Source organism: Arthrobacter sp. efr-133-TYG-118 (genome assembly GCF_030209755.1).
In the GTDB taxonomy this organism is placed as follows: domain Bacteria; phylum Actinomycetota; class Actinomycetes; order Actinomycetales; family Micrococcaceae; genus Arthrobacter.
The window spans coordinates 55822-81866 of sequence record NZ_JARVRH010000020.1 but is presented as its reverse complement, the minus strand read 5'-3'; the positions used below and the strand labels follow the sequence as shown (position 1 = coordinate 81866).

The window sequence follows — 26045 nt, the reverse complement described above, 5'->3', positions numbered from 1 at the left end:
CCGCTCCGCCTGCCCAACTAGCTAGCAGTAGATGTCGTTTAGAGCGCCCTAAACGACATCTACTGCGAGTCACTTGGGTGCGAGGATCTGCTCGCGCAGGATGTCTGCGTGCCCGCAGTGTTGAGCAAGCTCGCGGAGCATGTGGAGGTAGACCCAGCGCAGCGGGAGCGGGCCGCGTCGGTTGCCGTTGAGCATGTCGTCGAGCCCCAAGGACGATGTCGCCCGGCGCGATGCTTCGCATGCCTCGCGGTGTGCCTGCTGGATTGAAGCGATGGTGTCGCCGTCATCGAGGATAAACGATTCGTCCGGCGTCGCAGGGATACCGATCTCGGCACGGGAACGGCAGGTGATGGCTTCGTCGAACCAGACCTTCTCCACGAAGGTCGCGTGTTTCACGAGGCCCAGCAAGGTGGTACGGGACGGGACCAATGACCGCCGCGACTGCTCCTCCGTCAACCCGTTCAAGCAGTCATCGAGCACGCGCCGGTGCTCGTCGATGAATGCCTCGAATTGGGCCCGAATTGGCCGGTTGAAGATGTCCTCGGCAAGCGTCACAGTTGCACCTACGTTCTCCGTCAAGCAGGGATTCAGTCAGTATCGACGTGATCCGAGCTTAGCGTTCGTGACCTGAGGATCGCATGCCAGAGAATAGACTCCGTTCATGCGTTTGGCGATCATTGGAGCGGTTCTGCTTGGGGCGGGTGCCGTGGCGATCGCCACGGGGGCTCTGCCTTTCACCGATCTGATGGCCCTCGTGGATCGGGTGGCTCCGATCCTGCTGTTCGTCGTCGCGATGACGGTTGTGACTGAGCTGTGCAGTGAGGCCGGGGTATTCCTTTGGACTGCCCGCCGGCTCCGCTATTGGGGCCGCGGATACAGCATTCTTTTATGGCTGTTCCTGGCCGTCTTCGCGACGCTGAGTACCGTCTTCCTGTCTTTGGACACAACGGCAGTGTTGCTGACCCCGGTGGTGGTCAGTGTGACGCGACAAGCCGGACTGCCGGCCCTGCCTTTCGCGCTGACGACCGTGTGGCTGGCCAACACGGCAAGCCTGCTGCTGCCCATTTCCAACCTGACCAACCTTCTGGCCCAGCACAGCCTTGGCGGTATAACTCCGGGCGGGTTTGCTGGCCTGATGTGGGCTCCCTCCCTTGCGGCCGTCGTCGTACCGCTGCTGTTCATCGCTATCGTCTTCCGGCGGGATCTGCGCAACCGCTATTCACGGATCCCGGTCGGGCGGATCAGGCCGGATCAGCCAGCCGGCGCTGAATCCAGGCCTGCGGCCGCGGACCGGGTTCTGCTCGGATGCAGTGCTGTGGTTCTGGCGTTGCTGCTGCCCGCATTGGTGTCCGGGGTCCCAGTATGGATCCCGGCCCTGGCCGGGGCTGTTGTGTTGGGCGTCATGTTCGCGTTCCGGCGCCCTCGGGTTCTCAAGGTGTCCTTGATTCCTTGGTCCTTGTTGCTGTTCGCTTCGGGCCTCTTTCTGGTGATGGAAGCCGTCAGGCATCTGGGAGCTCCTGTGTTGCTGGGTCAGCTGGCCGGACAAGGCCAGGGCTTCCTGGATCTGGTTCGGCTCGCCGCGACGGGCGCAGCCGGTTCCAACGTCCTCAACAATTTGCCTGCGTACCTGCTCGCAGAACCGCTGGCGGGGACGCCTGTGCGGATGGCGGCGTTGCTGATCGGAGTCAATGCGGGCCCGATCATCACCCCGTGGGCGTCCCTCGCCACCTTGCTGTGGCACGACCGGCTCGCGCGGATGAATGTCCTGATTACGTGGAAGGGCTACGCGATCTTCGGATTGATTGTCGCGCCTCTGACCGTGTTTGCGGCAGTGGCGGTGCTCGCAGCCACCGGACAGTGAGTGCGTTCGGCGCGTGCCTGGCCCTATCGCCGGGCGCGAAGAATCAGGACAGAATGTAGAACAGCTTGGCCGGCACGGCCACCCCATACGAGAAGGATGCGCCCCATGCTCAGCCTGCAGGACATTGACAACATCGTCCTCAACGGAGGGATTGTCGTGGACGCCGCCGGGGAGAAAATCGGCTCAGTGGAACAGGTCTTCACCAGTGGTGACTCCGGGGATCCTGTGTTTGTTACCGTGCGGACCGGCTTGTTCGGCATGTCCGAGTCTTTCGCCCCGCTTTCCGGAGCCAGTCTTGAGAATTCTGTGATCAGGGTGGCTTTCGCCAAGGACAAGGTCAAGAACGGCCCGCGCATCGAGAGTGACCGCGGCGTGATCACGGAGACCCAGGAGCAGGAACTCTACAACTATTACGGGCTCGTGACCGAGGCATCCGATGAAGGTGCCGCCGCGGGAACCGGTGCCGACGGTGCCGGGACCGATGAAGATGCCGGGACCGACGAAGGAGGGACGGTGCCCGAGGAGACCGCGGCTGAACCGAGCCTGCGGCAGATGGCCCCGCAGATCCCCCAGCCGCACGGCGGCCCACCACCCCCGCCCCCGCATCCAGGCCCGCATCCGCCGCACCTGCACAAACATGTACCCCAGCCCCCGCATCCCGGTTCGCCGCCGCCGCATCGGCCACCCGGGCCATTCCCGGAACCGGGAAATATTCGATAGCCCCGGCCTGTCTGCCGGAGGATTTCAGCCGCCCGCCGTGACCCTCACCGCGGCTGCTCCCCCGTTGTTAGACGCGGCGGAAGCGCCTGAATAAGGCCGGATCACTAGGACCCTGACATTGACCGCGCCGGGCTGCAGATGAACAACACGGGCATAGGGAGCAGAGCAATCGAACGTCTGGTCCTGCGCGGCCAGGCCGGTCCGTGGATCCTGGGCGATGACAAGGTGGACATTCGAGGCGCCAACACACGCTGCGGTCACGGTATACGAGCCTGCATCCTCCACTCTCGCACTCTTTCCGACCCCGCCGACGGTGCCGCCCACAGAGCCGGAATCCTCCAGGATCACCGCCCCGGAGGTTGCCCCGAGAAGTTGCTTGGCGGCAACGAGGTTGCTGGCTTCGAGCGCTAACGTTGCCTGATCCTTGGTGGGCAACGGGAACCGCGGCGGGGAACTCAAAGTTGGCCCGGGAGCCGGCCGCGGATCGCCGGCATCGGTGTATTCACAGGCGGACAAACCGGCCGCGAGCATCAGCCCTGCCAGCAATACCCCTACGGTTCCGGTTCCCCCATGACCCAGCATGAATCCGAGTGTAGCGGGCAGTCAAATTTAGCTTGCCGAACGCTATTGTGCCGCCATGGCGGCAGTAGTTAACTAGTCCCGTGAACTCTGCTGGGGAAGGGTGATCTGCCTCTAGGCCCAGCGGGCACCTGGTTTCACGGTGCCGTGGAATCAGCAAAGTTGATGGAGGGCATCATTGTGAGTGCAGTTTCTTCGTCCCAGAATTTCAATCACGGTTTTCCTACGCCCGGACCCCAGGATCCCTCGCCCCAGAAGGTCATGGATCATGTTTTCTTCCTCTCCGAGGGGGAATGGAAAAAAGTCCGCGAAGAAGAACAATTCGACCACATCGTCATCGGCAGCGGGTTCTGCGCCTACGCCTTTGCTGAACGGACACTGACGGTCAACCCGCATGCACGGATCCTGATCATTGAACGGGGTCCGTTTTTCTTGCCACAGCATTTCCAAAACCTGCCCCTGCCCTACAAGGAGACCCTGGGAGGCCTCTCTGAGACCTTCCCGTGGACCTTGGCGGCTGCCACGGCCACCCAGCCGCCGGGCAGGATTTCCTGGCAACACGGCATGGTCCCTTTCTACGGCGGACGCAGCATCATGTGGAGCGCGTGGTGCCCCCGCCCCGAGGAAGATGAGATGCGAGGCTGGCCACGGGCAGTGATGGACGCCGCCAAGTCGCACTTCACGTCGGCGGAAGACCTGCTCAACGTGGTTTCGGCGGACCAGATCGACGCCGGACGGTCTGCCGACGTCGTCAATCTCATCAACGACACCCGCCCCGTCTACGGAATCATGCAGAAAGCCCTCCAGGAACGGCTTGAGGCCGGCCTGCACAAGATCGATTCCGCCACCCGCAGCATGCCGGCCCCGCTCGCCGCGGCAACCGGCGCGACGTCGGGCGTGGACTTCGCGAAATTCTCGACGCCGGCAGTCCTGCTGGAACTGACGGACAAGCAAGCGGCACTTGAGGCCCAGGGCAAGGGCGCCGCTCTTCGCATGGTCACGGACTGCACAGTGTTGAGCGTGCTCCAGCAGGACGGACGGGCCACGGCGTTGAACACCAACCGCGGCGTGGTGAACGTCGGTAACGCCAACCTGGTCCTGGCCATGGGCACTCTTCCGCCGGCAACCCTGGTCCTCAATTCGTTCCCGCAGGTCCAAGGCGCCGGTGGGCACTTCAGCGCCCACTTCATCACCTCTGTGGTGGCCCGGGTTCCCCGCGGGGATTTTGATTTCAGCGAACAACTCGGCGAGCTGGAACTGGCGGCCATCTATTTGGCGGGCAAGAGCCCGGCCGGTATGCAGTACCACGTGCAGCTTTCGGTCCTCTCCGACCGTTGCCCGGACAAGAACGCCCAGAAGTCCGAACGCTACGCCCCCGACGTCGTCGCCACGGCTTCGCTCGCCCAGTTGCGGTCTTCGGAGGACTACTTGGTGTTCGTCTGTGCCGTCCTCGGCGAGCTGGATGAAAGCAACCCGGAGAACCACTTGCGGCTTTCCGGCGGGGCGGACCCGACCTGCAACGTCACATTGCAGGTGCTGGCCAACGCCACCGACGACGACACGTGGGACACCATGGACGAGGGAACCTTCCAGATGCTGGAGCGGGTCCTGTCACCCTCGGGCGCGGAGCGCGTCGAGTATTGGCACGGAGATCCCGACGCCGGAACCTGGGACGCCGGGCGTCCCGCCGTCCCGGAGCGCCGCGTACCGGGCTTGGTCCACGAAAGCTCGAGCCTGCCGATCGGCGAAGAGGAGGACGCCGTCGTCGGGATCGACTATCGCCTCAACGGCGTGCAGAACGTCTTCGTCACAGGCGGCAGCCTCTGGCCCACGGGCGGTTCCTGGAACCCGACCATGACAATGGTGGCCCTGGCGCAGGACCTCGCCGAAAGACTGGAAGCCGACGGCGGAGCGGCGGCCGCGCCGTGACCGTCGCCCCTGCGCTGGACCCGGCGCTCCTTCCCACAGTTCCGCCTATGAGCGTCGCCGATGTGTTGGACCGGCAGGACGGCGTGTACTGGGTGGTGAAGGACGCGAATTCGGTCTTTCTGTGGGTCAACCAGAACTTCGCGGACCTGGTGGGCATGAGCAAGTCGGAGCTGATCGGACACCAGGACTCGCGCGCGGAGCACGTCGCCCACGACAAGGAAGTGATGGCAAGCGGAAAGCCGCTGCTCAACTTCCACGAAACCATCGCCGTCCCCAGCAAGGAGGGCGGCATGGTGAATGTGGACATCGTGACCCAAAAAGGGTTGTTGCGTGCCCTGGGGGGCAAGGAAATCATCGGGATCACAGTCTGCTTCTCACTGAAGGATCCGGTCACATGACCGCCGCCGCTGAGGACTGGATCAAACGGTTGGACATGTCCCCCGCTATCGTGGGCGGCTGGTTCGCGCCCGCTCTGGCAAGCAACGAGGACATAGCCGGTTCGGCGCTGCCTCCGCGCTTCGGCGTCGACCATCCGCTCTACAGCTCCAACTGGTACCTGCTTCAGGCCGGGGAGTTCCTCCAGTTGCACGCCCTCAAGCAGGATGAACTCTGGTTCTTCCACGTGGGGACGGCAATCAGGCTGCATACCTTCTCCCGGGAGCTTGGACATCAGGACTTTGGTTATTCCGAGGCCGTGTTGGGGTCGGATCCGGAGGCCGGCGAAACGTTGCAGGCAGTTGCCCCGAACTCCACCTGGTTCGGTGCCGAGTTGGCCGGTCCGGGGTTCGCCTTGGTCAGCTGCAGCCTCTCACCGGGATACGAGAGATCGGACTCCGCGAAACCGACGGCACGGGACATCGAGTCGCTCGTTTTGAGGTTCCCCGGGCATGCCGAGCTGATCCTGCGCCTGGCGGCCATATAGCGCGGCCCGATGGCCGGCTAAAAACGTCTGGTGCGCCGGTTCTGGGGCCGGCGCACCAGGCTTCAGGATCCGATCGGAGAAAGCGCCCGCACCAGACCGAAGAGATCCTTGGGGTCATCAGGGTTCGCGACGAGGTCGATCTCCTCGAAGAATTCCGAACCCTCAACGGCATCGCGGAGGTAACGCAAGGCGGAAAAGTCCTCGATCGCAAAGCCCACGGAATCAAATATGGTGATCTGGTCCTTGGAGGTCCGGCCCGGAGCGTGCCCGCCCAGGACCTGCCAGAATTCCGTGACGGGGAAATCGGCGGACATTTGCTGGATTTCGCCTTCGATCCGCGTCTGGGGATCGAATTCCACAAAGACATCGCCGAGGCGCAGGATGGCAGAGTCGAGTTCGGTCTTCCCTGGGCAATCGCCACCGATCGCGTTGATGTGGACACCGGGCGAAACCTGGTCTGCCGTCAGGATAGTGGCATTGGCTTTGTCCGCCGTGCACGTGGTGATGATGTCGGCGCCCTCCACTGCGTCAGCCGCCGAGCCCGCGATGGTGATGTCGAAGCCGAGCGGAGCCATGTTCCGGACGAACTTCTCCATGGCCGCCGGATCCGTGTCCCAGATCCTGACACTGTTTATGCCCAGGGACGCCCGGAAGGCCAGGGCCTGAAACTCCGATTGGGTTCCGGTTCCGATCATCGCCATGATTCGGGCATCGGGGCGCGCGAGTTTCTTTGCGACCATCCCGGACGTGGCCGCCGTTCGCAGCGCTGTCAGCACCGTCATTTCTGCAAGGAACGTCGGGTAGCCGTTGTGGACGTCGGACAGGACACCGAAAGCTGTCACGGTCTGGAAGCCACGCGCTGGATTCGAAGGGTGTCCATTTACATACTTGAAGCCGTATGTTTCCTGGTCGCTGGTGGGCATCAGCTCGATGACCCCAAATGGCGTGTGACTTGCCACCCGCGGAGTCTTGTCAAAAGACTCCCACCGCCGGAAGTCGTCTTCCAAGTACTGAATCATCCCCGAGATGATGGTCTCCGGACCCCGCCCGGCCGTCCAGCGAACCATATTGCGGACATCGACAAAGCGCGTCATGTGCGCTCCTTTCCCTTATAAGCACTGTTGCTACGAGGCTACGGAGCGGCGATATGCATCCACAATTACCAAAGTATGTACTTTTCATTGAAAATCCGTGCAAAATGACGAACCCACGTTTACATAGTGCTCACACGCGAGTCGCCGTAATGCGGGCGACTACCGCAGGACGGAGCTGAGCAACAGGCTCGTCTCACTATTGACGATCCCCTCGATGCCGCGGATCCTCCCGAGTACCTGGTCAAAGTCGCTGAGGCTTTCCGTGCGTAGCTCGGCCACGAGGTCCCATCCGCCGTTGGTGGTGTGCAGCGCCCAAATCTCCGGAAGTCCCCTGAGCTGGCGAATAACCTTGTCGGCCGATCTTCCCTCCACGGCGATGAGCGCAATTGCTCTAATCGCAAGTGGATCGACCTCGTCGCGCACCCTCGCAGTGAAACCAACGATGGTTCCGGAGGAGACAAGACGCTCGAGCCGGCTATTCACGGTTGCCCTGGCGACGCCCAGCCTACGCGCGAGGCTCGCCACGGAGGCCCTGCCGTCCTCCCGCAGGGCGGAGAGGAGCTGACGGTCAAGGTCGGTGAGTGCTGCCATAAAGATAAACGTATCGCCCATTCCCCCAGCGGGCCTGAGTCCGTAGGGTATCGACATGAGCATCTACATCAGCCCCGACTCTGCTGCATGGTCGCTGACGGCCATGGCGACTGGTGCGTCAGCGGGATCAATCGATGATGCGAACGGTATGTCCAACTTGGTGAAGGAAATCTACGAGACAGAAGGTTTCGAAGCCCTGTCGGGCGTGGTTTTTGCCTTGGCTCATCACAACAGCCTCTCGCTGCATGCGCTCGCCACGGCCACCGGGATATCCGTACACGAGTTGCTGGAAATCCGGAAGCATCAAGGTTCCACTTTTCATCACTCCCCCACAGGAGTAGCGTCGCGGTTTGACTCCATTCCACCCCGGATCCAGGCGAGCCTGGAACCGTTGCCCAATGAAACCGAGGCCTAAGGCTACCGGCTCCCAGCCTTCACAAGCCTGACTGCCGCCCGGTTACGGAACATGACGACGGCCGGTGGTGCAGGCCGCCGTCGTGGATGTTATTTTCTTCTTGAGTAATGAGCACCAGCGCGAAGCCCTGACTTGCTGGTCGGCAACCCTCTCTCCGGCGGGGTGCCTCAGGTGACTACTCGGCGTATCGACACTTTCGAACTGCAAGCGTGACTGAGGAGCACCAATGCCTGAACCCACCGAAGAAAAACTCTCCTACCGTCTCATCACGGGCCCTGACACCAAGGAATTCTGCGAGCGGATCTCCACCGCGCTCGCGGAGGGATACGTGCTGCACGGCAGCCCGGCCGCGACCTTCAACGGCAGTGACGTGATTGTGGCGCAGGCCATCGTCCTCCCCGCGGCGATCGCCAGCGCGGACGCAGCAGTTGCCAATGCCGTGGACCAGCTTGACGAAGAGTTCGACGGCGAGGGCCACGCATGAGCTACGCAGGCGACCTCAGCCCGCACGACGCCTGGGCCAAACTGGAGCAGGGCGCCATCCTGGTGGACGTCCGTACCGAAGGCGAGTGGGCACACATTGGCATCCCCGACACCAAAGCCACTGAAAACGATCCCCTGTTCATCCAGTGGAACCTTGCCGGCGGGATCCCCAACACACGTTTCATCGAACAGCTGACGCAGCAGGCTCCGGAAGCGGATGGCACCGAACTCGTCTTCCTCTGCCGCTCCGGCCAGCGTTCCATCGCTGCCGCCATCGCCGCAACGCAGGCTGGCTACACCTCGTACAATGTCCTTGAGGGCTTTGAGGGCGAGCCGGACCGCTACGGTGAGCGAACCGTGAACGGCTGGAAAAACCGTGGACTTCCGACGAACCTGGGGAACATCTAAGTGACTTTCAATCCTGACGCCGCCGGCTGGAGCCCTGACACCCAGGCAGTCCGCGGCGGCCTTGACCGCACCAACTTCCAAGAAACGTCCGAGGCCGTCTTCCTGAACTCCGGCTTCGTCTACGAATCCGCCGCAGCCGCGGAGCGCGCGTTCACGGGCGAGGACGAACGCTTTGTCTACTCCCGTTACGGCAACCCCTCCGTAGCCACCTTCCAGGAACGACTCCGCCTGCTCGAAGGCACCGAGGCGTGCTTCGCGACGGCGTCGGGCATGTCCGCTGTCTTCACCGCCCTCGGTGCGTTGCTGGCTGCAGGTGACCGCGTGGTTGCCGCCCGCTCGCTCTTCGGTTCCTGTTTCGTGATCCTCAACGAGATCCTGCCGCGCTGGGGCGTCGAGACCGTCTTCGTCGACGGACCGGACCTGGACCAATGGCGTGCCGCGTTGTCCGAGCCGACAACGGCAGTGTTCTTCGAGTCGCCGTCGAACCCCATGCAGGAAATCGTGGACATCGCCGCGGTGAGCGAGCTCGCGCACGCGGCCGGCGCCACCGTCGTCGTCGACAACGTCTTTGCCACTCCCCTGCTGCAGCGCTGCGGCGATCTCGGCGCAGACGTGATCGTCTACTCGGGCACCAAGCACATCGATGGCCAAGGCCGGGTCCTGGGCGGAGCGATCCTGGGCACCAAGGAGTTCATCGACGGTCCCGTCAAGCAGCTCATGCGGCACACCGGCCCCTCGCTTTCAGCGTTTAACGCCTGGGTCCTGACCAAAGGCTTGGAGACCATGGCGCTGCGCGTCAATCACTCCTCGGCGTCTGCGTTGCGGATCGCCGAATGGCTTGAGGAACAGCCGGCCATCAGTTGGGTCAAATACCCTCTGCTGAAGTCGCACCCGCAGTACGAGCTGGCCGCGAAGCAAATGAAGGCCGGCGGAACCGTGCTCACCTTTGAGCTGCTCCCCTCTGCGGGGCGATCGGCGAAAGAAGCCGCCTTCGCACTGCTGGACGGGCTCGCCGTCATCGACATCTCGAACAACCTGGGCGACTCCAAGTCCCTCATCACCCACCCCGCCACCACCACGCACCGCGCCATGGGCCCGGAAGGCCGCGCGGCCATTGGCCTGAGCGACGGCGTCGTGCGGCTTTCGGTGGGGCTGGAGGATGTGGACGACCTCATTGGGGACCTGGAGCGGGCCCTCAAGCAGGTCTAGACGGGCGCCGGGTTAACCCGGAGCTTCTCGCCAGTCCTGGCGCACCCAGGTGAGGACGGGTTGCGGCTTGGTGTCGCTCTCGTCCCTCTCTGAGCGCATCGTGATCTGAACGGCGTGCTCGACGACGGCGGCCAACCCGGCGGCGTCGGGCGCGCCTCCGTTGCTCTCGCTCCAGCGCTCGGCAACACCACGCTGTTCGATGGCGCCGTTGCCACGGCCCAGGATGGCTGCCACGCCGGCTTGAACCAGGTCGAATTCACCCTGTTCGTAGAGCACAGGTTCCAGGTACTCCACCAACGACCAGACGACGTCCGCGGCGGGCTCCGGGCGGAAGGTTCCAAAGTCCAGCAGTTCGCTGCGGAGTCCGAAGTTGCTTGCCTGCCAGGACGCCATCCGCAAAAGCGCCGTGGGCACGGCCGCCGGCTCTATTCCGGCATGGTACTCACGAACGGAAGTCTCAACCAAGGCCCTGACGAGCACCGCGATGAGCGCCGCGTCCTCGGCCCGTAGGCAGACATCGGCCACCCGCACCTCTACCGTGGGAACGTGCCGGGACAGCCTGGCGTCGAAGTAAACCATCCCCTCGTCCAGCAACACTCCCGTTTCGATGAGCCTCCTGACAACCCGCCGGTAAGCAGCCAAGGAACCGAAGATAGCTGATGGCCCCGACGAAGGCCAGCGGTTCCATGCCTGCGTCCGGTAGCTCTCAAAACCGGTAGCCAGGCCGCGCCAGTAGGGCGAATTGGCACTGATGGCGGTGAAGACAGCGAGCTTGTCCCGGATGCGGTCCAGGACCATCACGCCTTCCTCGGGGGACTCGATCGAAGTGTGTACGTGGAATCCGCACGTGAGCTGTTCGTGCGCCGTGATGCCGAAGCGTTCGAGCATGATGGCGTACCGGGGATCCGGAGTGGTGTGCAAAGCGGCGTCCACTGGCGAGGTGGCCAACGCGGCGATCCTTGCGCCGTGGCGCCGAGCAGCATGGCTCGCGAGGCCCCGCGCCCTGCGGATCTGGTGCAGGAGCTCGGCGTAGCTGCGGCATGGCCGGGTCTGGGTTTCGATCTGTTCAAGCTTGAGTTCGTGGCTCAAGCCGGTATCGGGGCCGTCGATCTCCTCAAGGGTAGGACCGGTTTCGGGGCCATCTTGGGCGGGGCCATCTTGAGCGGGGCCCGAAAGGAGCGCGTCGGCAAGCGCGAGCGGCTCACCGGTCACGGGATCGACGATCAGTAATTCCTCTTCCACACCAAAAGTGCGCACGGATCAATTGTGCGCCATGGCAGCCTCGCCGAGACAGAGCGGGATTTTTGCGGCCCGCCCGACGGATCCTGCCGGATCATTCTGGCCATGCGGACGGTGTGCCCCCATTTTCCGGGCATGGGCGGAAGCTAAGCCGGGGATGATCCAGCAAAATGTCGGCCAACTCATCCACATACGCCACATTCCTTGGCGCGTCAGCCCCAACATCGTGACTAGCTGGATCCATGGATGCTTTGGAATACCTGGTCTCAGTGGGCGGTGTCGCTCGGGTAGGTCTGCTGCGCGCCAACGGCTATGCGCCCTCAGCCATCCGCAAGCTGGCCGCCGCCGGGGCACACCAACCACGAAAAGGGATATGGGCCCTCCCGTCAGCGGATACGGAATACCTCACGGCCATTCTCAACAACGGGCAGCTGACCTGTGCCAGTGCCGCAATTCGCTACGGTCTGTGGATCAAAGACAAGCCCGAACGTGTGCATCTGTCCACGCGGCACTGCCGGGGCAGGGGCTTCGTCCGGCATGGCGGTCTTCGCCTGTCTCCGGAGAACGCCGTCCCGGTGGCCTCCGTGGAAGACACCGTCATTCACGCGCTGACCTGCTTGCGGGCCGTGGACGCCATTTCGATTGCGCAATCGGCCATCCAAGAGTTCGGTATCCCGCGGGCAATACTCGAAAGCGAGATCTCTGCCAACTGCTACGGGAACGCGAGAAGGCTTCTGGCCAAGGCAGATGGCCTGTCCGAATCCGTACCCGAGATCAGCGCCCGTCTGCTGTTCGAATCGGAAGGCCTGGCATTTCGCCGCCAGGTCTCTATCCATGGCGTGGGACGCGTCGACTTTCTGATTGGCCGGCGGCTCATCGTCGAAGTCAACGGCTACGCCTTCCATAGTTCCCGGGAGGCGTGGAGAAAGGACATGGCTCGCCTGAACGCTGCGCAGGCGCGTGGCTTTGACGTGCTGAGCTTCGCTCCCGAGACGATCTGGAACAACCCGGAGCAGGTGATGGAGGAAATCCGTGCCGTCCTGGCCCTAGACAAGCCCTCCCTGCGCTAGACAAGCCATCCCAGCCCTAGAACAACGGGCGGCCGTGACTGGAGCGATGGATTCTGCTGGATCATCGCCAGCTTGCCGAAGGCGCACCCACAGTTTTCCGGGCGCCAGCGCGTGCCGGGCCCGGATGATCCAGCAGAATGTTCCGATTCGCAACGCGCGGAGTCGAGTCCGGCCCTGAAATCCGACGTACTCAGTCCTGGAAGTACTCGATCTTGGCGCCAATGGTGTTGAGCCGCTCCGCCAGGTCCTCGTATCCGCGCTCAATCACGTAGATGTTACGCAACTCGGACGTGCCGCGGGCCGCCAACATAGCCAAGAGCAGGCACGCGGCGGGTCGGAGTGCCGGAGGGCATCCGACTTCCGCGCCGCGCCATTTGGTGGGGCCATTGACGTAGATGCGGTGCGGATCGAGCAGTTGCACCTGGGCGCCAAGCTTGTTGAGCTCGGTCAAGTAGATCGCCCGGTTCTCGTAGACCCAGTCGTGGATCATGGTCTGACCCTCGGCGTTGCCGGCGATGACCGCGAAGAACGGCAAGTTGTCGATGTTCAACCCGGGGAACGGCATCGGATGGATCTTGTCCTCCGGGGCACGCAACCGTGATGGTTTGGTGGTGACATCCACCAAGCGCGTCCGTCCGTTGCGAGCAAAGTACTCGCCGGAGATGTCGAGCTGCTGGCCCATCTGCTCAAGCGTGGCCAGTTCGATCTCCATGAACTCGATGGGGACCCGGCAGATGGTGACCTCCGAGTTGGTCACGATGCCCGCTGTGATGAGGCTCATGGCTTCGATCGGGTCTTCGGACGGGAAGTACTCAATGTCGACGTCGATCGCCGGGCGACCCGTGATCTTCAGGGTGGTTGTCCCGATGCCGTCGATCACCACGCCGAGCCCCTGCAGGTAGAAACAGAGGTCCTGCACCATGTAATTGGGGCTGGCATTGCGGATCACGGTGGTACCGCTGCGGTGCGCGGCGGCCATGATGGCGTTCTCAGTCACGGTGTCACCGCGCTCCGTGAGGACAAAGGTGCGGTGGTCGCCGTCGGCCGGTGGGGCCTGCACGGAATAGAAGCCGGACTTGGCCTCCACCGAGAGTCCGAACTGCCGCAACGCCTGCATGTGCGGTTCCACGGTTCGAGTCCCAAGATCGCAACCGCCGGCGTAGGGCAATTGATACGAGGCCGCCTCGTCGAGGAGGGGGCCCAGCAGCATGATGACGCTGCGGGTGCGGCGCGCGGCCTCCACGTCCATGGAGGCGAGGTCCAGGGTCTCCGGGCGGCGGATGCGCAGATCGTTGCCGTTCAGCCATGTGCACTCGACACCGATGGAGGTCAATACCTCGACGATCCGGTTGACTTCTTCGATCCGGGCGAGCCGGCGCAAGGTGGTGGTGCCGCGATTGATGAGGCTCGCGCAAAGCAGTGCGACGCCGGCATTCTTGCTGCTGTTGACGTCCACGGAGCCGGAGAGCGTGCGTCCGCCCTCTACGCGCAGGTGGGTCATCTGCCGTTTGCCGACTTTGACGATGGTTCGCCCGAAAATCGACTCAAGGCGCTCGATCATGCGGAGGCTGAGATTCTGCTTGCCCTGTTCCATTCTGGCAATGGCGCTTTGGCTGGTACCCAGTTCCGAAGCGAGCTGTCCCTGTGTCCAGCCCTTTTCGCCGCGGGCGTCGCGAAGAAGGAGACCTACATGTTCGGCAGTCGGTTGCGTCATGAGCAAAAAATATCACAGATGGTCTAACGTTCGGTGGTTCTGTGATGCAACACGCCAAGTTTGCCGCACGATAGTCGTCTCGTGCGATATGCATATTGCCAAGGGTTGACAGCTCGCACCCTCTGCGAAAGGCTCTCTCGAATGAACCCGCCAGCGATGCGCCAGACGCCGCCTCGAGTTTCGTGAGCACAGGACCCACGGCTGAAGTCCGCCCGGCCAAGCGCAGCGAGGTCGCCGACATTCTCGACGTCGAGGCCCAAGCGGCACGTTCCCTTCCGGACGCCGCACGGTTGGCGGCAGCCATCGACGACGACGGCCGCCTGGTGGTGGTCGCTTCCGCCCACGGAACGTCCGGCGCCGGGAGCCTTCTCGGATGGGGGAAGACCCATTTTTGGGATCACGACGACGGTGCCGCCCCCGAGGGGCACTATCTGGGCGGGGTCACCGTGCGGCCGGAACATCGACGCGGCGGCATCGGCACGGCCCTGACCCAAGCCCGACTGGATTGGATATGGCAACGCGCTCCGGAAGCCTGGTACGTCGTCAACGCGTCCAACGTCGCGTCGATCGAGTTGCATCGGCGGTGGGGCTTCGTGGAAGTCGCCAGGGCGTCGAGTTTCCACACCACAACATTCGACGGCGGCGTAGGCATTCTGATGCGGGCACGCCGCAGTGGACCACTCCCGTAAACAAGCCAGCCCTGCTCTAACCCTGCTTCAGCCAGACGAAGTGCCAGGTTCCTGCCCATTGAGCGGCCAGAACGGCTGCGGCTGCGATGAACAACCCGCCAGCCAGAACCCAAAGGTCCAGGCGACTGTAGGTGGATTCGCGTGCCCAGGTCCGCCGTCCGCCGCCGAAGCCGCGCGCCTCCATGGTCACAGCCAAGCGGGACGCCCGACGGATCGCCTGGACCAGTAGCCCGAAGCTTTGGCCGAGCATGGCCTTGAAGCGTTGCGGCGGGCTCCCGTGCGAGCCGACACCCCGCGCGCGCCGTGCCATGCCGATGGTCTGCCACTCCTCCGCCATGAGCCCCACGAGCCGCAGCGCGGCCAAGGTGCCCAGGACAAAACGGTGCGGCAGTTTCGCCTTCTGCGCCAAGGCGTCCGCGAGGTCGGTGGGGTCGGTGCAGCTCATCAGGAGGATGGCCGGCAACGCGATCGCCAAGCCGCGCAGCATGAACCCGAGTCCCAGCTGCAGCGAGCCTTCGCTGATCGACCAGATCCCGACGTCGAGCAGTATCCTCCCGCTGTCGGCCGACAGGATCGCGGTGCTCCAGCCGCCAAGCGCTGCCGCGATGATCAGGGGCCAGCCGCGCTGCCACAGCAAGCGCACGGTGAGCCCCGCGAGGGGGAACAGCGCCAGTTCGCCGAGAAGCGCCGTCGAGGCGGAAACCATGTCGATGGACAACGCCAACACCAAGGTGATCAGAAAGACGGAGACGAACTTGGCCAGCGGGTTCGCGCGTGTCAGGAGGGCATTATTGCCGCGCAGGGTCAGGGTTTCCCTCATGCCGCACCCGCTTCCTGCCGGGCCCCGCCTTGGAACGAGGGCTCGAGCCGCATCTCGGTGCCGCCCAGGACAGAGCTGAATTCCTGGTCGTGGGTCACGGAAACCACGGATGTTCCGGCGTCGAGCAGTTCGGACAGGAACGACGCAAGCTCGGCCCAAGTGTTCGCGTCCTGGCCGAAGGTCGGTTCGTCCAGCACCAGGACGCGGGGGTGGGCGGCGAGCACCGTGGCCACGGATAGCCGCCGCTTTTCGCCCCCGGAGAGCGTGTACGGATTGGCGTCCACGAGATGCCCCAGGCGCAACCGCTCCAGCAACTCGTCCACGCGATCCTCGCCGTGGCCAAGGTGCTTGGGGCCGAACATGAGCTCGTCGAGCACGCGGCCGGTGACGAACTGATGTTCAGGCTCTTGGAACACGGTCCCGATGCGGGAGATCAGCTGCTGGGCCTTCCACTTGAACGGGTCGGTGCCGGCGCCGTCACTGAGCCCGACGGCGGCAGTCACCGTGCCGGACACCGGCGCCAACAGGCCCGCGAGTGTCAAAGCGAAGGTCGACTTTCCGGCGCCGTTGGGGCCCGTGATAGTGAGAGCCTGCCCGGCGAATACTTCAGCGTCGAGTCCGGCCTGCACAGGAAGGGGCGGGATGGTTTTGAACCCCCGGCGCCGCGGCCGTTCGCGTGACACCGCGAGCTCCTGGGTGGCGAGCAGCAGCTCTCCCCCGCTCCCCGCCCCGGGGCCTGCGGCTGTTCCCGAGCCGGCCGCTGTTCCGGAACGTGGCCGGGTGGCCGGCACGTACCCGGGCACCCAGACGCCTGCAGCAGTGAGCATGTCCCTTGCTTGCGCCAGAACGGTGTCCGGATCGCCGTCCAGGAGCACGCCTGGAGTCGACCCTCCCGGGGCGGACGAGCTGCCCGGCTGGAGGACCACGATCCGGTCCACGAGGTCTTTCCAGACCGAGACCCGATGCTCCACCACCACCAAGGTGGCTCCTGTCTTGTCCAGGCAGCGGCCCACGGCATCGCGGACCTCCAGCACGCCGGCCGGGTCAAGGTTGGCGGTCGGCTCGTCCAAGAGGATCAAGCCAGGCCGCATCGCCAGGATCCCGGCCAGAGCAAGGCGCTGTTTCTGTCCGCCCGAGAGGGCCGACGTCGGGTGGTCGAGCGCAAAGTTGCCGCTGGCACTATTCCGCAGCCCGACGTCGTCGAGCGCTTCATGGACCCGCTTCCAGATCTCTTCCCGCGGCACGCAAAGGTTCTCGGCGCCGAACGCGACGTCGTCGCCCAGCCGCGAAAGCACCACCTGGGTTTCGGGGTCCTGCTGCATGAGTCCGGCACGGCCCCGCTGGGCCTTCGGCGAAACGCCGTCCACCAGCAACGAGCCGGTCTCGTCGGCGTCGTCACCTTCCTCGCCCAGCACGCCCGCCAGGGCATGCAGGAAAGTCGACTTGCCCGCGCCCGAGGGGCCGAGCAGGAGCACACGCTCCCCTCGACGGATGTCCAGGTCGAGGGCGTGGATGGCCTGCGTGGTGCGGCCAGCGTGCCGCCAGCCCCAGCCTTGCGCGGAAATGGCGGCGGGTCGCACCACAGCAGGGGTGCCGGAATCAGGACTGGGCATCAGGAAAAGACAGGCTCCGAGGCGGCCTTGCGGGACGCGAACGCACTCAGGACACCGGTCTTGGCCAGGCCGCGGGTCGCGATCCAGGACAGGGCTCCGGCAATGACGGCACCGGAGATCGTGCAGAACACGATGTACGCGAGCTTGTCGACCGGTTCGTAGGCGATGTTCCAGCCCCACGGCAGGAAGGAGTCGTTCAGACCGCAGAACAGGCCCGCGCCGGCACCGGCCAGCAGGGACACCGGCAAGTTGAACTTCTTGTACATGAAGGCCAGGAAGATGAGTTCCGCGCCGAGGCCCTGGAGCAGGCCTGAGATCAGGACCGTGGTGCCGTACTGCGAACCCATGATGAGTTCACTGGTGGCGGCAACGGTCTCGCAGAAAATCGCCGCACCGGGCTTGCGGACAATGAGCATGCCCAGCACTGCCGGAATCATCCACCCGCCCGCGATCAGGCCGCTCAGGGGCGGGTATCCGGCGGACATGGGCGTGGCAACCAGAGCCATCTGGTCCCATGCCCAGAAGATCACGCCACCGGCGATCGAGATCAGTGCCGCCACGACGATGTCCACGACGCGCCAGTTGTAACCAGGCTTGGTGAGGCCCGGCTTTGCAGAAATACCAGTCATTTTGTCCTCCTGAGGAACAGGAGGGGAAAGTGTTTCCGGTTTCCTGCGAGCGGCTTCCGCCGCGCCGGTCCGGACACTATGAGAACTCGACTCCCTTGCGCCGGTACTAGCCGGATCAGGTTCGAGGGTCTGCGGCTGTCCGCACTCTCAGCGCCCGTCCTCCGTACCGCATTGCTGCGAGCCCGACGGCGGCGCTCCCCTGTCGTTATCAATCCACCCTTTTGGGCGTGGTTCAGTTTACACCTTGGCGGGGTTGCGGGCGCTGTGCCGGAACGCGTAACGACGGATTCTGCTGGATCATTCGCCGGGTGAGCCCAGGCCGGCCCGGAATGGCGCGGGTGGTCGCAGAAACTGGGAGAATGATCCAGCAGAATGTGACACAGCAAGCGGGGCAAAGGAGCGGTCTTGGCAGGCATTGGCGAAGCGAACAGCACCACGGTGGCCTCACCTAGGCTCGCCGCGAGCGTGATCCTGATCCGCGAGGCGCCCGGCCACACGGCTTCAGCAGGCCCGGAGATACCCGCGGATGCCGGGCGCGGCCTGGAAGTGTTCGTCCAGCACCGGGTGGACACGATGGATTTCGCCGCCGGCATGGTCGTCTTCCCCGGGGGACGAGTGGACCAGGCGGACAGCTCCGGCTGGGACTTCGCGGACGACGTCGTCGAGCGGCACGCCTCCGCATGGCACCGGAGCAGCATCGCCGTCGAGCCTTCTTCCGCCCGGTTCAACGCAGGCCGGGTACTGGCGGCCGCGCAGCGCGAGGTGTTTGAAGAGGCCGGGCTGAAGCTCGACGCCGCCACCCTCCGCCCGTGGGCGAACTGGGTCACCCCGGCAGACCAGCCCAAGCGCTTCGACACATACTTCTACCTCGCCTGCCCGCTTTCCGGTGCCGAACCAAAGCACCAAACCACGGAAGCGTCATCGTCCTCGTGGATGCCGGTCCGCGGAATCCTGGACGCCGAAGCCACCGGAACCCTCAAGCTCATGCCACCGACGCTGGCGCTGCTGGATGAGCTCCTCGCCCTCGGCACGGTGGAAGCGATACTGGCAGAGGACCGTGACATCGTGCCCGTCCGTCCAAAGCCTGGAGCCTTGGAGGAGTTCTTCCGGCTGAGGCGCCAACCGCCATCCGTTGCTCCGGAACTGCCCTGAAGTGGGGTTAGGCTGGGGACGGTCCTGTTTCCTCCCGCAAGGAGTCCCGGAATGAACCTCCTCATCAAACTGCTCGGCACTGGCGTGAGCATCGGCGCAGGCTTTGTCGGCACCAAGCTCGTCAATGCGTTGTGGGAAAAGTCCACAGGCAAGAAGCCTCCCAAGGGTCACGATGACATGGAGGCAAGCCTGCGCTCGGCACTGACCTTCGCCCTGATTTCGGCGACTGTCAGCGCCGTCATCCAGGTTTTCGCAAGCCGCAGCACCCAGCGCGCCATCTCGCGCTTCTCGAAGACGCAGGACATCGTCTAGGCTGACGGCCCGCCGTTCCGGGCGTTCCCGCCGTTCCCGCCGTTCCGGGCGTTCCCGCCGTTCCGGGCCTTCCCGGTGTGGGGCATTGCCGACTCCGCTTCTTGGGCTTTCTCCGCGGCCCGTTGACCGGCAGCCCGCAGCACCACGGCCTCGAGTTCGTCGGTGCTGAGCAACTCGGGGTGGAGGTGCTTGGTGCGGTAGCCTGCGCGGCCCACCATGTGTGCGGACACGGGCACGGTCAGCAGTTGGAAAATCCAGGCGACTGCCAGGATCGGCCATACCCACCATTCGCGCATCTGCAGCCCGATGGCCGCCAAGACGAGGAACAGCCCCAGAACTTGCGGCTTGGTAGCTGCGTGCATGCGGCTCATCAGGTCCGGGAAACGCAACAGCCCGATTGCGGCGCCCAATGACATCAGCGCACCCGCTATCAGCAGTACCGCGGTAACGACGTCTATTACAGCATCCACTCCCGTGGCGTTAGGAGTCATTGACCTGTCCTCTCCGATCGGCCACGAAGCGGGCCACCGTCACCGAGCCAACGAACCCGATCAGCGTCAGTGCGACGAGTAGCACGAGGTTGTTGAGGTGCCTGTTGACGGCCATGTCGATGGCCAGCGCAGCGCCCAGGATGGCGAGCAGCACGTCTGAGGCGAGCACGCGGTCCAGCAGGGAAGGCCCGACTGCGATCCTGTAGATCGCGCCTGCCGCCGCGAGGCTGAGAATCACCGCCGTAACGATGAGCACGATGTCTTTCACGAACCAGCTCCCCTCGTTGCAGGCCAGCCTTCGGCCCGGAGTGCGTCCATTTCGGCACGGGTACCCATGATCCGGATCAGGGAGGCCTCCGTATCCTGGACTTCTTTGCGCAGCTTGGCGGTGTCCACATCGTTGCGGACATTGAGCCCGTGGATATAGAGCGTCGACGTGGAACGGTCCACCTCCACCACCAAAGAACCCGGAATCAGCGAAATCACGTGCCCAGTGGCGGTCACCATGAGGTCGGAATGGCTACGCAGGGGAACCGCGACCACGGCGTTGGTAACCGTAGGCCCTCGGAAGACCGCCAAGTACATGACCTGGAAGCTCGCGGCCACCACTTTGCCAAGGAACACCGCGGCGAAAGGAATGGCGCGCAGCACGTTGAATCGTCCGCTGAGCTCTACGGGAGGCAAGTAGAAGATCCTGGCTACCACCACCGCGATCAGCGCACCGAACACCAGGTTGCCCGGGCTGAAGTCCCGCCAGAGCGCACCCCAGACAACCACCAGCCAGACCAGCAGGGGCAACTCGGTGCGGAACGAAATCCGCTTGCGGCTCACTTCCCACCTCCCTGCACGGGCGTCGGCGCACCCTGCACGGGCGTCGGCGCACCCTGCACGAGAGTCGGCGCAACCGGCGCAGCCCCAGCGGGCGCGTCACCTTGCGGTGCGGCGATCTCCGGAACCTTGGCATTCCCGCCGAGCACGGAATGGATGTAAGCCGTGCGGTCCAGCATCTGTTCCGCGGAGTTTCCGGCCAATTGGAACAGCGGACCGGCGAAGACGGTCAGTGCCACGCCGAAGACCACCAGTGCGGCAGTTGGCCCTACCATCGTCCGCGGAAGCAGGCCGACGGCTCCCCTGTCCTTGAGGACGGCGGCCGGGTACTCGGCGTCTTCAGGCTTCCGCCAGAATGCGCGGTTCCAGACGCGGGCAATTGCCAGCAAGGTCAAGAGGCTGGTGACAACACCGCCCACCACCAAGGTAATGGCCAGTGGTGTCCCTAGCGCGATGCCTGCCTGAAGGAGTCCGAGCTTCCCCAGGAACCCGGAAAAGGGCGGGATTCCTGCGAGGTTCATGGCCGGAACGAAGAACAAGAGGGCGAGGAGCGGAGACAGCTTGGCAAGCCCGCCCAGCCTGTCCATGGACGAGCTGCCACCGCGGCGCTCGATCAAGCCAGTCACCAGGAACAGGCTCGTTTGGACAGTGATGTGGTGGGCCACATAGAAGACGGCAGCCGCGAGCCCCGCAACGGAAGACATGGCCAGCCCAAACACCATGTAGCCGATGTGGCTGACCAAGGTGAAGGAGAGTAATCGTTTGATGTCGCTCTGGGCTATGGCACCGAGAATGCCCACCAGCATAGTGAGGAGCGCCACCACCATTAACGGGGTATTCAAAGTGTCGCCCGGGAATAACAGGGTCTCCGTGCGGACCATGGCGTAGACGCCCACCTTGGTGAGCAGGCCGGCGAACACGGCCGTGACCGGTGCGGGCGCGGTCGGGTACGAGTCGGGCAGCCAGAAGGACAGCGGGAACACGGCGGCCTTGATACCGAAGGCCACGAGCAGCATGACATGGAGCAGGTTCCTGGTGCCCGGATCCAGTCCGGCCAGCTTGATGGCGAGATCCGCCATGGTGATGGTCCCGGTGGCTCCGTAGATCATCGCGATGGCGATCAGGAACAACACCGAAGACACGACGGAAACCACCACGTACGTCACCCCGGCGCGGATGCGCGGGCCGGTGCCGCCCAGCGTCATGAGCACGTAGCTCGCCGTCAGCAGGATCTCGAAGCCCACGTACAGGTTGAAGAGATCGCCCGTGAGGAAGGCGTTCGAGACGCCGGCCACCAGGATCAGGTAGGTCGGGTGGAAGATCGACACCGGCGCCTCGCGGTCGCCGTCGGCCATGCCCTGGCCGGTGGCATAGATGAGCACCGCGAGGCTGATGACGGAAGAGACCACCAACATGAGCGAGGAGAACTGATCTACCACCATCACCACCCCAAACGGCGGCTGCCAGCCACCCAGGGTGACGGATGCGGTGCCTGTGGTCCATACCGAGGCAAGGAGCCAGCATTCCAGGAGCAAGGTAAGGGACAACAAACCGATGCTGACCGCGCGTTGGGCCAGCGGGTTCCTGTTCAAGGCGAACGTCAGTGCGGCACCGAGGATGGGAAGTACGACGGCGAGCGGCGCCAGGCTGGCGATGTTCACTGGGGTCCTCCTTCCTTGGCTGCATCGGTGACTGCCGTGACCGGGAATTCGGACGTTTCCTCGGGAACCACGGAATCGTCTTCGGCGTCAAAGCTGGGCGTCTTCGCGACGCGCCGGTCTTCGGCGTCGTCCTGGATGTCGTCTTGCCGCGCCAACGCCCAGGTCCGGTAGATGATGCCGAGCATGAATGCCGTCACCGCGAAGGAAATCACGATCGACGTCAGGATCAAGGCTTGCGGCAAAGGATCGTTGTAGTGGCGCGGATCCGTCGATTTGCTGAACAACGGGGCCAGTCCGGCATATCCGCCCGTGGCGAGGATCAACAGGTTGGTTGCGTTGGCCAGGAGCATAAGCCCCAGGAGGACGCGGGTCAGGCTGCGTTCCAGGATCAAATAGATTCCACAGGCATAGAGCACTCCCATGACGACCAACAAGGTCAAGTTGACGCTCATGGGGTCCCCTTCCCGGGCGAAGTGGTTGCCGACGTTGCAGTGGTTGCCGACGTTGCAGTGGTTGCCGTCGTCGAATTGGCAGTGGGGGCTTCGGATCGGGTGTCCCGTGAATCGCCGGCGTCTCCGCTGGCGGTCTCTTCGAAGTGTTCGTCGATCTCGGCTCCCAAGCTGCGCAGCACGTCCAGGGCCAGGCCCACCACCACGAGGTACACGCCGATGTCGAAGATCGTGGAGGTCACGAACTTGATGTCACCGAAGAGCGGTAGCCAGAACTCGATGATGGCACTTTGGAACACCTGGCCGCCCAGAAGCAGCGGCACGAAGCCTGCTGCGGCCGCCGTCGCAAGACCGGTTCCCAGCAGCATGCCGGCGCTGATCGGTGCGGCTTCCCGCAACTCGAACCGCCCGCCGGCCAGGTAGCGGATGGTCAGGGCGAGTCCGGCAGTGAGTCCGCCGGCGAAGCCGCCCCCCGGAAGATTGTGTCCCGCCAGCAGGAGGTACACGGAGAAGACGATCATCGAGTGGAAAATCAGCCGCGTGACCACTTCGAAGATGATGGAACGCCGTTCCGGTGCCAGGGTTCGGCCGGCCACCAGCCAGGGGTCGGTCAGGGATCCGGCAAACTTGCGCACGAGTGCCAGCGAGGCGTCGTCGCGCGAACTGCCTCCTGTTGCGGCGCGCCTTCCCACAGTGCCTTCGGGAATCGTGGCGGCCTTGTTGAGCCGCTCACCCCTGCTGCGGACAAAGATCAAGCTCGCGACGCCGGTAGCGGCGACTGCCAGTACCGAGATCTCACCAAAGGTGTCCCACGCCCGGATGTCCACCAGCGTCACGTTGACCACGTTGAGTCCGCCGCCGCCTTCGTAGGCCAGCCGGGGGAAGGAGAGCGACACGGGCTCGGCAATGCGGGCGCCCATCGCGTAGATCGCCACGAAGATCATGGTGACCGCGAACGCCACACCGATAATGACGCGAACCACCCGGTATTTGCCGCCGGTGCGGTCCCGGAGCTCCGGAGGGAGGCTTCGCATCGCCAGCACGAAGGCCACCAGGATGATGGTCTCCACCAGCATTTGCGTCAAGGCGAGGTCCGGTGCTCCCTGCAACGCGAACATGAGCGCGATGCCGTAGCCGGTGACGGACACCATCAGCACGGCGAGGAAGCGCTTATTGGCGCGAACTGCGGCCAGCGCGCCAACAACGATTCCTGCCGCGGCGATGAGCTGAAGCGGCGAATTCGGGTCGATCAGGAAGAGACCGCCCGGGAGCGGCTTGTTGGCCACGATAAGTGCCGTGAGCGGGACGGCGAAAGCCACCGTGAGAATGACCGCCAGGTAGAAATAGAGGGAACCGCGCTGCGTGCGCCCGGTGACCCACACGGCGACGTCGTCCAACGCCCCGATGGTGCGCTGGTAGGCACGATCGCCATCCACCCAGTCCGGGACACGGCCCTGCGCCCGGGACACGTGGTTACGGGCGTAGAACATCACGACGCCGGCCGCGAACGTCAGGGCGGTCAGTCCCAAGGCGGGCGTCAGTCCGTGCCACAGCGCGAGGTGGCTGGCGCTGGCTGCGTTTGTTGCGGCTGCGCTTGTTCCGGCAGCGGGTTCCACAAAAAGTGCGGCATACGGCTGGATCCAGCCGTCAACGGGATCCGGCCACAGTCCGTACACGATGGTGAGGAAGCTCAAGATGGCGGGCGCCGCCAGGAACGATGGCTGGATGGCCTTGAACGGCGTCCGGTCCACGCCCGGTTTGGTGGCGAAAGCACCCCACATGAAGCGGGCGCTGTAAGCGAACGTGAGGATGGACCCGAGGACCAGGCCGACGAGGAGGACCAGTCCCCACGGTTGGGAAGCAGGGGCCGTGCCGTAGTGGACGAAGGCTTCGAACACGGATTCCTTGGCCACGAAGCCTGCCAGCGGGGGTATTCCGGCCATGGATGCGGCGGCGATGCCCGCCACGATGGCGAGCGCCCTGGAGGACTTGTACACGCCCGAGAGTTTGCGGATATCGCGCGTGCCGGATTGGTGGTCGATGATGCCCACCACCAGGAACAAGGAAGCCTTGAAGAGCCCGTGCGCCAGCAGAAGCGCGAGACCGGCCAGTGCGGCGTCGGGCCGGCCGAGGCCCACCACCATCATGAGGAACCCGAGCTGGCTGACAGTGCCGTAGGCGAGGATGAGCTTGATGTCGGTCTGCCGGAGTGCCCTGTAGCCGCCCACCAGCATCGTCGCCAGGCCCAGTCCGAGCACCAGCGGCAACCAATACGGGCTTTCGCTGAACCCCGGCGCCATGCGGGCGACGATATATATGCCGGCCTTCACCATGGCCGCGGCGTGCAGGTAGGCGCTCACCGGGGTGGGTGCGGCCATGGCGCCCGGGAGCCAGAAGTGGAAAGGGACCAGCGCCGATTTGGTAATCGCACCTACCAGGATGAGTACGACGGCGGCAGCGACCGCCCCTTGCGCGGGTCCCGTGACGAGGGTGGCCGCTTCAGTCATGATCGCCGAAATCCGGTATGTTCCGGCGGCCTGGCCCAGAATGATGAGGCCGACGAGCATGGCCAGGCCACCAGCAGTGGTGACCATGAGGGCTTGCAAAGCCGAGCGCCGCGCGGAAAGGCGGGTGCGGGCATAGCCGATCAGCAGATAGGACAGGACAGTGGTGAGTTCCCAGAAGATGAACATCATCAGGAGGTCGTCCGCCGTCACCAGGCCGAACATTGCCCCGGCGAAGGCAAGTAGTTGGGCCCCGAACCCGCCGAGGTCGGCATCCTTATTCTTGAAGTACCGGGCGCAATACACCAGGACCAACGCGCCGACCCCCAGGACCAGCAAGGACATCACCCACGCCAGGACATCCATGCGGAAGGCGAATTCAAGCTTGAGGTTCGGAATCCACGGGAGGGTTTCTTCGATGAAACCGCCAGTAGGGTCCCCGCCTTTTCCGGGATAGATCCGGTCGTACTGCAGGAGCAGCCAGATAAAGGCGGCGGCGGGAACCGCTGCGAGGACGTAGAAGGCATTCCGCTGAAGTTTCCGGAAGATCCAGGGCGCCACAGTTGCCGCTGCAAAGGTCACGGCAAGAACTGTGATCACTGGAATCTCCGCAAAGTCAGGAATGAGTTGTCAAAAGTTGGAGCAGGCGGTCAAACGTTGGGT

At 64.2% G+C, this 26045-nt stretch carries 27 protein-coding genes, 1 pseudogene and 2 riboswitches; of the genes and pseudogenes, 13 read left to right on the top strand and 15 right to left on the bottom strand.

The annotated features are described in order from the left end of the window. Window positions 1–69: 69 nt before the first annotated feature. Complete coding sequence (locus QRN59_RS16480; RefSeq protein WP_284983568.1) at window positions 70–579, bottom strand: DinB family protein; 510 nt, start codon at window positions 577–579, stop codon at window positions 70–72. 82 nt (window positions 580–661) lie between these two features. Here QRN59_RS16480 and QRN59_RS16475 point away from each other — a divergent pair, with 82 nt between their 5' ends. Together QRN59_RS16475 and QRN59_RS16470 are read left to right on the top strand one after the other, a co-directional pair. Then, window positions 662–1861, top strand: a complete 1200-nt coding sequence (locus tag QRN59_RS16475; protein WP_284983567.1) for an ArsB/NhaD family transporter — start codon at window positions 662–664, stop codon at window positions 1859–1861. A 105-nt stretch (window positions 1862–1966) separates the two neighbouring features. Further along, a complete protein-coding gene (locus tag QRN59_RS16470; RefSeq protein ID WP_284983566.1) occupies window positions 1967–2581 on the top strand; it encodes a PRC-barrel domain-containing protein in 615 nt (204 codons plus the stop codon). A gap of 24 nt (window positions 2582–2605) precedes the next feature. Here the strand turns inward: QRN59_RS16470 and QRN59_RS16465 are convergent, their stop codons facing one another. Beyond that, window positions 2606–3163 (bottom strand): hypothetical protein, encoded by a 558-nt coding sequence (locus QRN59_RS16465; RefSeq protein WP_284983565.1) that lies wholly within the window; start codon window positions 3161–3163, stop codon window positions 2606–2608. Between the two features lie 177 nt (window positions 3164–3340). Between QRN59_RS16465 and QRN59_RS16460 the strand changes: the two genes are divergently transcribed. The 3 genes from QRN59_RS16460 to QRN59_RS16450 are packed head-to-tail and all read left to right on the top strand — an operon-like array spanning window position 3341 to window position 6011. Beyond that, a complete protein-coding gene (locus QRN59_RS16460) occupies window positions 3341–5089 on the top strand; it encodes a GMC oxidoreductase (RefSeq protein ID WP_284983564.1) in 1749 nt (582 codons plus the stop codon). Window positions 5090–5136: 47 nt separating this feature from the next. Beyond that, a complete protein-coding gene (locus QRN59_RS16455) occupies window positions 5137–5487 on the top strand; it encodes a PAS domain-containing protein (RefSeq protein ID WP_284983563.1) in 351 nt (116 codons plus the stop codon). After that, on the top strand, window positions 5484–6011 hold the full coding sequence (locus QRN59_RS16450; protein WP_284983562.1) for a cupin domain-containing protein: 528 nt from the start codon (window positions 5484–5486) through the stop codon (window positions 6009–6011). Before QRN59_RS16455 ends, QRN59_RS16450 begins: the two co-directional genes overlap by 4 nt. Before the next feature lie 62 nt (window positions 6012–6073). Here QRN59_RS16450 and ocd read toward each other — a convergent pair whose 3' ends face one another. Both ocd and QRN59_RS16440 read right to left on the bottom strand, forming a co-directional pair. Then, a complete protein-coding gene (gene ocd / locus QRN59_RS16445; RefSeq protein ID WP_284983561.1) occupies window positions 6074–7105 on the bottom strand; it encodes an ornithine cyclodeaminase in 1032 nt (343 codons plus the stop codon). Between the two features lie 159 nt (window positions 7106–7264). Then, window positions 7265–7696, bottom strand: a complete 432-nt coding sequence (locus QRN59_RS16440) for an Lrp/AsnC family transcriptional regulator (protein WP_284983560.1) — start codon at window positions 7694–7696, stop codon at window positions 7265–7267. Window positions 7697–7751: 55 nt separating this feature from the next. Here QRN59_RS16440 and QRN59_RS16435 point away from each other — a divergent pair, with 55 nt between their 5' ends. The 4 genes from QRN59_RS16435 to QRN59_RS16420 all read left to right on the top strand — a co-directional run bounded on the left by QRN59_RS16435 (window position 7752) and on the right by QRN59_RS16420 (window position 10211). After that, a complete protein-coding gene (locus tag QRN59_RS16435) occupies window positions 7752–8111 on the top strand; it encodes a hypothetical protein (RefSeq protein WP_284983559.1) in 360 nt (119 codons plus the stop codon). A 103-nt stretch (window positions 8112–8214) separates the two neighbouring features. Next, window positions 8215–8327: riboswitch (SAM riboswitch) on the top strand. Window positions 8328–8337: 10 nt separating this feature from the next. After that, entirely contained in the window at window positions 8338–8595 is a 258-nt protein-coding gene (locus tag QRN59_RS16430; protein ID WP_284983558.1) for a DUF1737 domain-containing protein, read from the top strand. Then, a complete protein-coding gene (locus QRN59_RS16425; RefSeq protein ID WP_284983557.1) occupies window positions 8592–9002 on the top strand; it encodes a rhodanese-like domain-containing protein in 411 nt (136 codons plus the stop codon). The genes QRN59_RS16430 and QRN59_RS16425 overlap by 4 nt, the downstream gene beginning before the upstream one ends. Beyond that, complete coding sequence (locus tag QRN59_RS16420) at window positions 9003–10211, top strand: O-succinylhomoserine sulfhydrylase (RefSeq protein WP_284983556.1); 1209 nt, start codon at window positions 9003–9005, stop codon at window positions 10209–10211. It abuts the gene before it with no gap. A gap of 12 nt (window positions 10212–10223) precedes the next feature. Here the strand turns inward: QRN59_RS16420 and QRN59_RS16415 are convergent, their stop codons facing one another. Then, complete coding sequence (locus QRN59_RS16415; protein ID WP_284983555.1) at window positions 10224–11468, bottom strand: glutamate--cysteine ligase 2; 1245 nt, start codon at window positions 11466–11468, stop codon at window positions 10224–10226. Between the two features lie 224 nt (window positions 11469–11692). On the opposite strand from QRN59_RS16415, the gene QRN59_RS16410 reads away from it, so the two are divergent. Then, complete coding sequence (locus QRN59_RS16410; RefSeq protein ID WP_284983554.1) at window positions 11693–12520, top strand: endonuclease domain-containing protein; 828 nt, start codon at window positions 11693–11695, stop codon at window positions 12518–12520. Between the two features lie 190 nt (window positions 12521–12710). On the opposite strand, the gene QRN59_RS16405 is transcribed toward QRN59_RS16410, so the two are convergent. Then, window positions 12711–14234 carry a UDP-N-acetylglucosamine 1-carboxyvinyltransferase gene (locus QRN59_RS16405; RefSeq protein WP_234750984.1) on the bottom strand — a complete coding sequence of 508 codons (1524 nt, stop codon included), beginning with the start codon at window positions 14232–14234 and terminating at the stop codon, window positions 12711–12713. 182 nt (window positions 14235–14416) lie between these two features. Here QRN59_RS16405 and QRN59_RS16400 point away from each other — a divergent pair, with 182 nt between their 5' ends. Then, complete coding sequence (locus tag QRN59_RS16400; protein WP_284983553.1) at window positions 14417–14923, top strand: GNAT family N-acetyltransferase; 507 nt, start codon at window positions 14417–14419, stop codon at window positions 14921–14923. Between the two features lie 16 nt (window positions 14924–14939). Here QRN59_RS16400 and QRN59_RS16395 read toward each other — a convergent pair whose 3' ends face one another. From QRN59_RS16395 to QRN59_RS16385, 3 genes are read right to left on the bottom strand one after another with little or no spacing between them, the layout of a single operon-like run. Further along, window positions 14940–15743, bottom strand: a complete 804-nt coding sequence (locus tag QRN59_RS16395) for an energy-coupling factor transporter transmembrane component T family protein (RefSeq protein ID WP_284983551.1) — start codon at window positions 15741–15743, stop codon at window positions 14940–14942. Next, the gene (locus QRN59_RS16390; protein WP_284983550.1) at window positions 15740–17356 is read right to left on the bottom strand and encodes an ABC transporter ATP-binding protein; all 1617 of its coding nucleotides are present in this window, start codon (window positions 17354–17356) and stop codon (window positions 15740–15742) included. The genes QRN59_RS16395 and QRN59_RS16390 overlap by 4 nt, the downstream gene beginning before the upstream one ends. Beyond that, entirely contained in the window at window positions 17356–17985 is a 630-nt protein-coding gene (locus QRN59_RS16385) for an ECF transporter S component (protein ID WP_284983549.1), read from the bottom strand. The genes QRN59_RS16390 and QRN59_RS16385 overlap by 1 nt, the downstream gene beginning before the upstream one ends. A 74-nt stretch (window positions 17986–18059) precedes the next feature. After that, window positions 18060–18196: riboswitch (TPP riboswitch) on the bottom strand. A 194-nt stretch (window positions 18197–18390) separates the two neighbouring features. On the opposite strand from QRN59_RS16385, the gene QRN59_RS16380 reads away from it, so the two are divergent. Next, entirely contained in the window at window positions 18391–19137 is a 747-nt protein-coding gene (locus tag QRN59_RS16380) for an NUDIX hydrolase (RefSeq protein ID WP_284983548.1), read from the top strand. A gap of 51 nt (window positions 19138–19188) precedes the next feature. Continuing rightward, entirely contained in the window at window positions 19189–19449 is a 261-nt protein-coding gene (locus QRN59_RS16375; protein WP_059389844.1) for a DUF4235 domain-containing protein, read from the top strand. Between the two features lie 110 nt (window positions 19450–19559). Here the strand turns inward: QRN59_RS16375 and mnhG are convergent. From mnhG to QRN59_RS16345, 6 genes and pseudogenes are all read right to left on the bottom strand, one after another. Next, window positions 19560–19940 (bottom strand): annotated as a pseudogene (gene mnhG, locus QRN59_RS16370) (monovalent cation/H(+) antiporter subunit G); the annotation flags it as partial. Then, window positions 19930–20208, bottom strand: coding sequence for an MrpF/PhaF family protein (locus QRN59_RS16365; RefSeq protein ID WP_078107371.1), 279 nt, complete (start codon window positions 20206–20208; stop codon window positions 19930–19932). The pseudogene mnhG and the gene QRN59_RS16365, both read right to left, overlap by 11 nt. Next, window positions 20205–20771: a Na+/H+ antiporter subunit E gene (locus tag QRN59_RS16360; protein WP_284983546.1), complete on the bottom strand. Its 567-nt coding sequence runs from the start codon at window positions 20769–20771 to the stop codon at window positions 20205–20207. Before QRN59_RS16360 ends, QRN59_RS16365 begins: the two co-directional genes overlap by 4 nt. After that, the gene (locus QRN59_RS16355; RefSeq protein WP_284983545.1) at window positions 20768–22429 is read right to left on the bottom strand and encodes a Na+/H+ antiporter subunit D; all 1662 of its coding nucleotides are present in this window, start codon (window positions 22427–22429) and stop codon (window positions 20768–20770) included. The genes QRN59_RS16360 and QRN59_RS16355 overlap by 4 nt, the downstream gene beginning before the upstream one ends. Then, the gene (locus QRN59_RS16350; RefSeq protein WP_284983544.1) at window positions 22426–22881 is read right to left on the bottom strand and encodes a Na(+)/H(+) antiporter subunit C; all 456 of its coding nucleotides are present in this window, start codon (window positions 22879–22881) and stop codon (window positions 22426–22428) included. Before QRN59_RS16350 ends, QRN59_RS16355 begins: the two co-directional genes overlap by 4 nt. Next, window positions 22878–25982, bottom strand: a complete 3105-nt coding sequence (locus tag QRN59_RS16345) for a Na+/H+ antiporter subunit A (protein WP_284983543.1) — start codon at window positions 25980–25982, stop codon at window positions 22878–22880. Before QRN59_RS16345 ends, QRN59_RS16350 begins: the two co-directional genes overlap by 4 nt. Window positions 25983–26045 lie beyond the last annotated feature (63 nt).

What these genes read in the sequence shown, in the direction of transcription:
- QRN59_RS16390 (WP_284983550.1), bottom strand. Translation starts at nt 17,356, where the DNA reads ATGCCCAGTCCTGATTCCGGCACCCCTGCTGTGGTGCGACCCGCCGCC.
- QRN59_RS16450 (WP_284983562.1), top strand. Translation starts at nt 5,484, where the DNA reads ATGACCGCCGCCGCTGAGGACTGGATCAAACGGTTGGACATGTCCCCC.
- QRN59_RS16475 (WP_284983567.1), top strand. Translation starts at nt 662, where the DNA reads ATGCGTTTGGCGATCATTGGAGCGGTTCTGCTTGGGGCGGGTGCCGTG.
- QRN59_RS16385 (WP_284983549.1), bottom strand. Translation starts at nt 17,985, where the DNA reads ATGACTGGTATTTCTGCAAAGCCGGGCCTCACCAAGCCTGGTTACAAC.
- QRN59_RS16470 (WP_284983566.1), top strand. Translation starts at nt 1,967, where the DNA reads ATGCTCAGCCTGCAGGACATTGACAACATCGTCCTCAACGGAGGGATT.
- QRN59_RS16435 (WP_284983559.1), top strand. Translation starts at nt 7,752, where the DNA reads ATGAGCATCTACATCAGCCCCGACTCTGCTGCATGGTCGCTGACGGCC.
- ocd (WP_284983561.1), bottom strand. Translation starts at nt 7,105, where the DNA reads ATGACGCGCTTTGTCGATGTCCGCAATATGGTTCGCTGGACGGCCGGG.
- QRN59_RS16455 (WP_284983563.1), top strand. Translation starts at nt 5,137, where the DNA reads ATGAGCGTCGCCGATGTGTTGGACCGGCAGGACGGCGTGTACTGGGTG.
- QRN59_RS16410 (WP_284983554.1), top strand. Translation starts at nt 11,693, where the DNA reads ATGGATGCTTTGGAATACCTGGTCTCAGTGGGCGGTGTCGCTCGGGTA.
- QRN59_RS16440 (WP_284983560.1), bottom strand. Translation starts at nt 7,696, where the DNA reads ATGGCAGCACTCACCGACCTTGACCGTCAGCTCCTCTCCGCCCTGCGG.
- QRN59_RS16425 (WP_284983557.1), top strand. Translation starts at nt 8,592, where the DNA reads ATGAGCTACGCAGGCGACCTCAGCCCGCACGACGCCTGGGCCAAACTG.
- QRN59_RS16465 (WP_284983565.1), bottom strand. Translation starts at nt 3,163, where the DNA reads ATGCTGGGTCATGGGGGAACCGGAACCGTAGGGGTATTGCTGGCAGGG.
- QRN59_RS16395 (WP_284983551.1), bottom strand. Translation starts at nt 15,743, where the DNA reads ATGAGGGAAACCCTGACCCTGCGCGGCAATAATGCCCTCCTGACACGC.
- QRN59_RS16430 (WP_284983558.1), top strand. Translation starts at nt 8,338, where the DNA reads ATGCCTGAACCCACCGAAGAAAAACTCTCCTACCGTCTCATCACGGGC.
- QRN59_RS16405 (WP_234750984.1), bottom strand. Translation starts at nt 14,234, where the DNA reads ATGACGCAACCGACTGCCGAACATGTAGGTCTCCTTCTTCGCGACGCC.
- QRN59_RS16350 (WP_284983544.1), bottom strand. Translation starts at nt 22,881, where the DNA reads ATGAGCGTCAACTTGACCTTGTTGGTCGTCATGGGAGTGCTCTATGCC.
- QRN59_RS16375 (WP_059389844.1), top strand. Translation starts at nt 19,189, where the DNA reads ATGAACCTCCTCATCAAACTGCTCGGCACTGGCGTGAGCATCGGCGCA.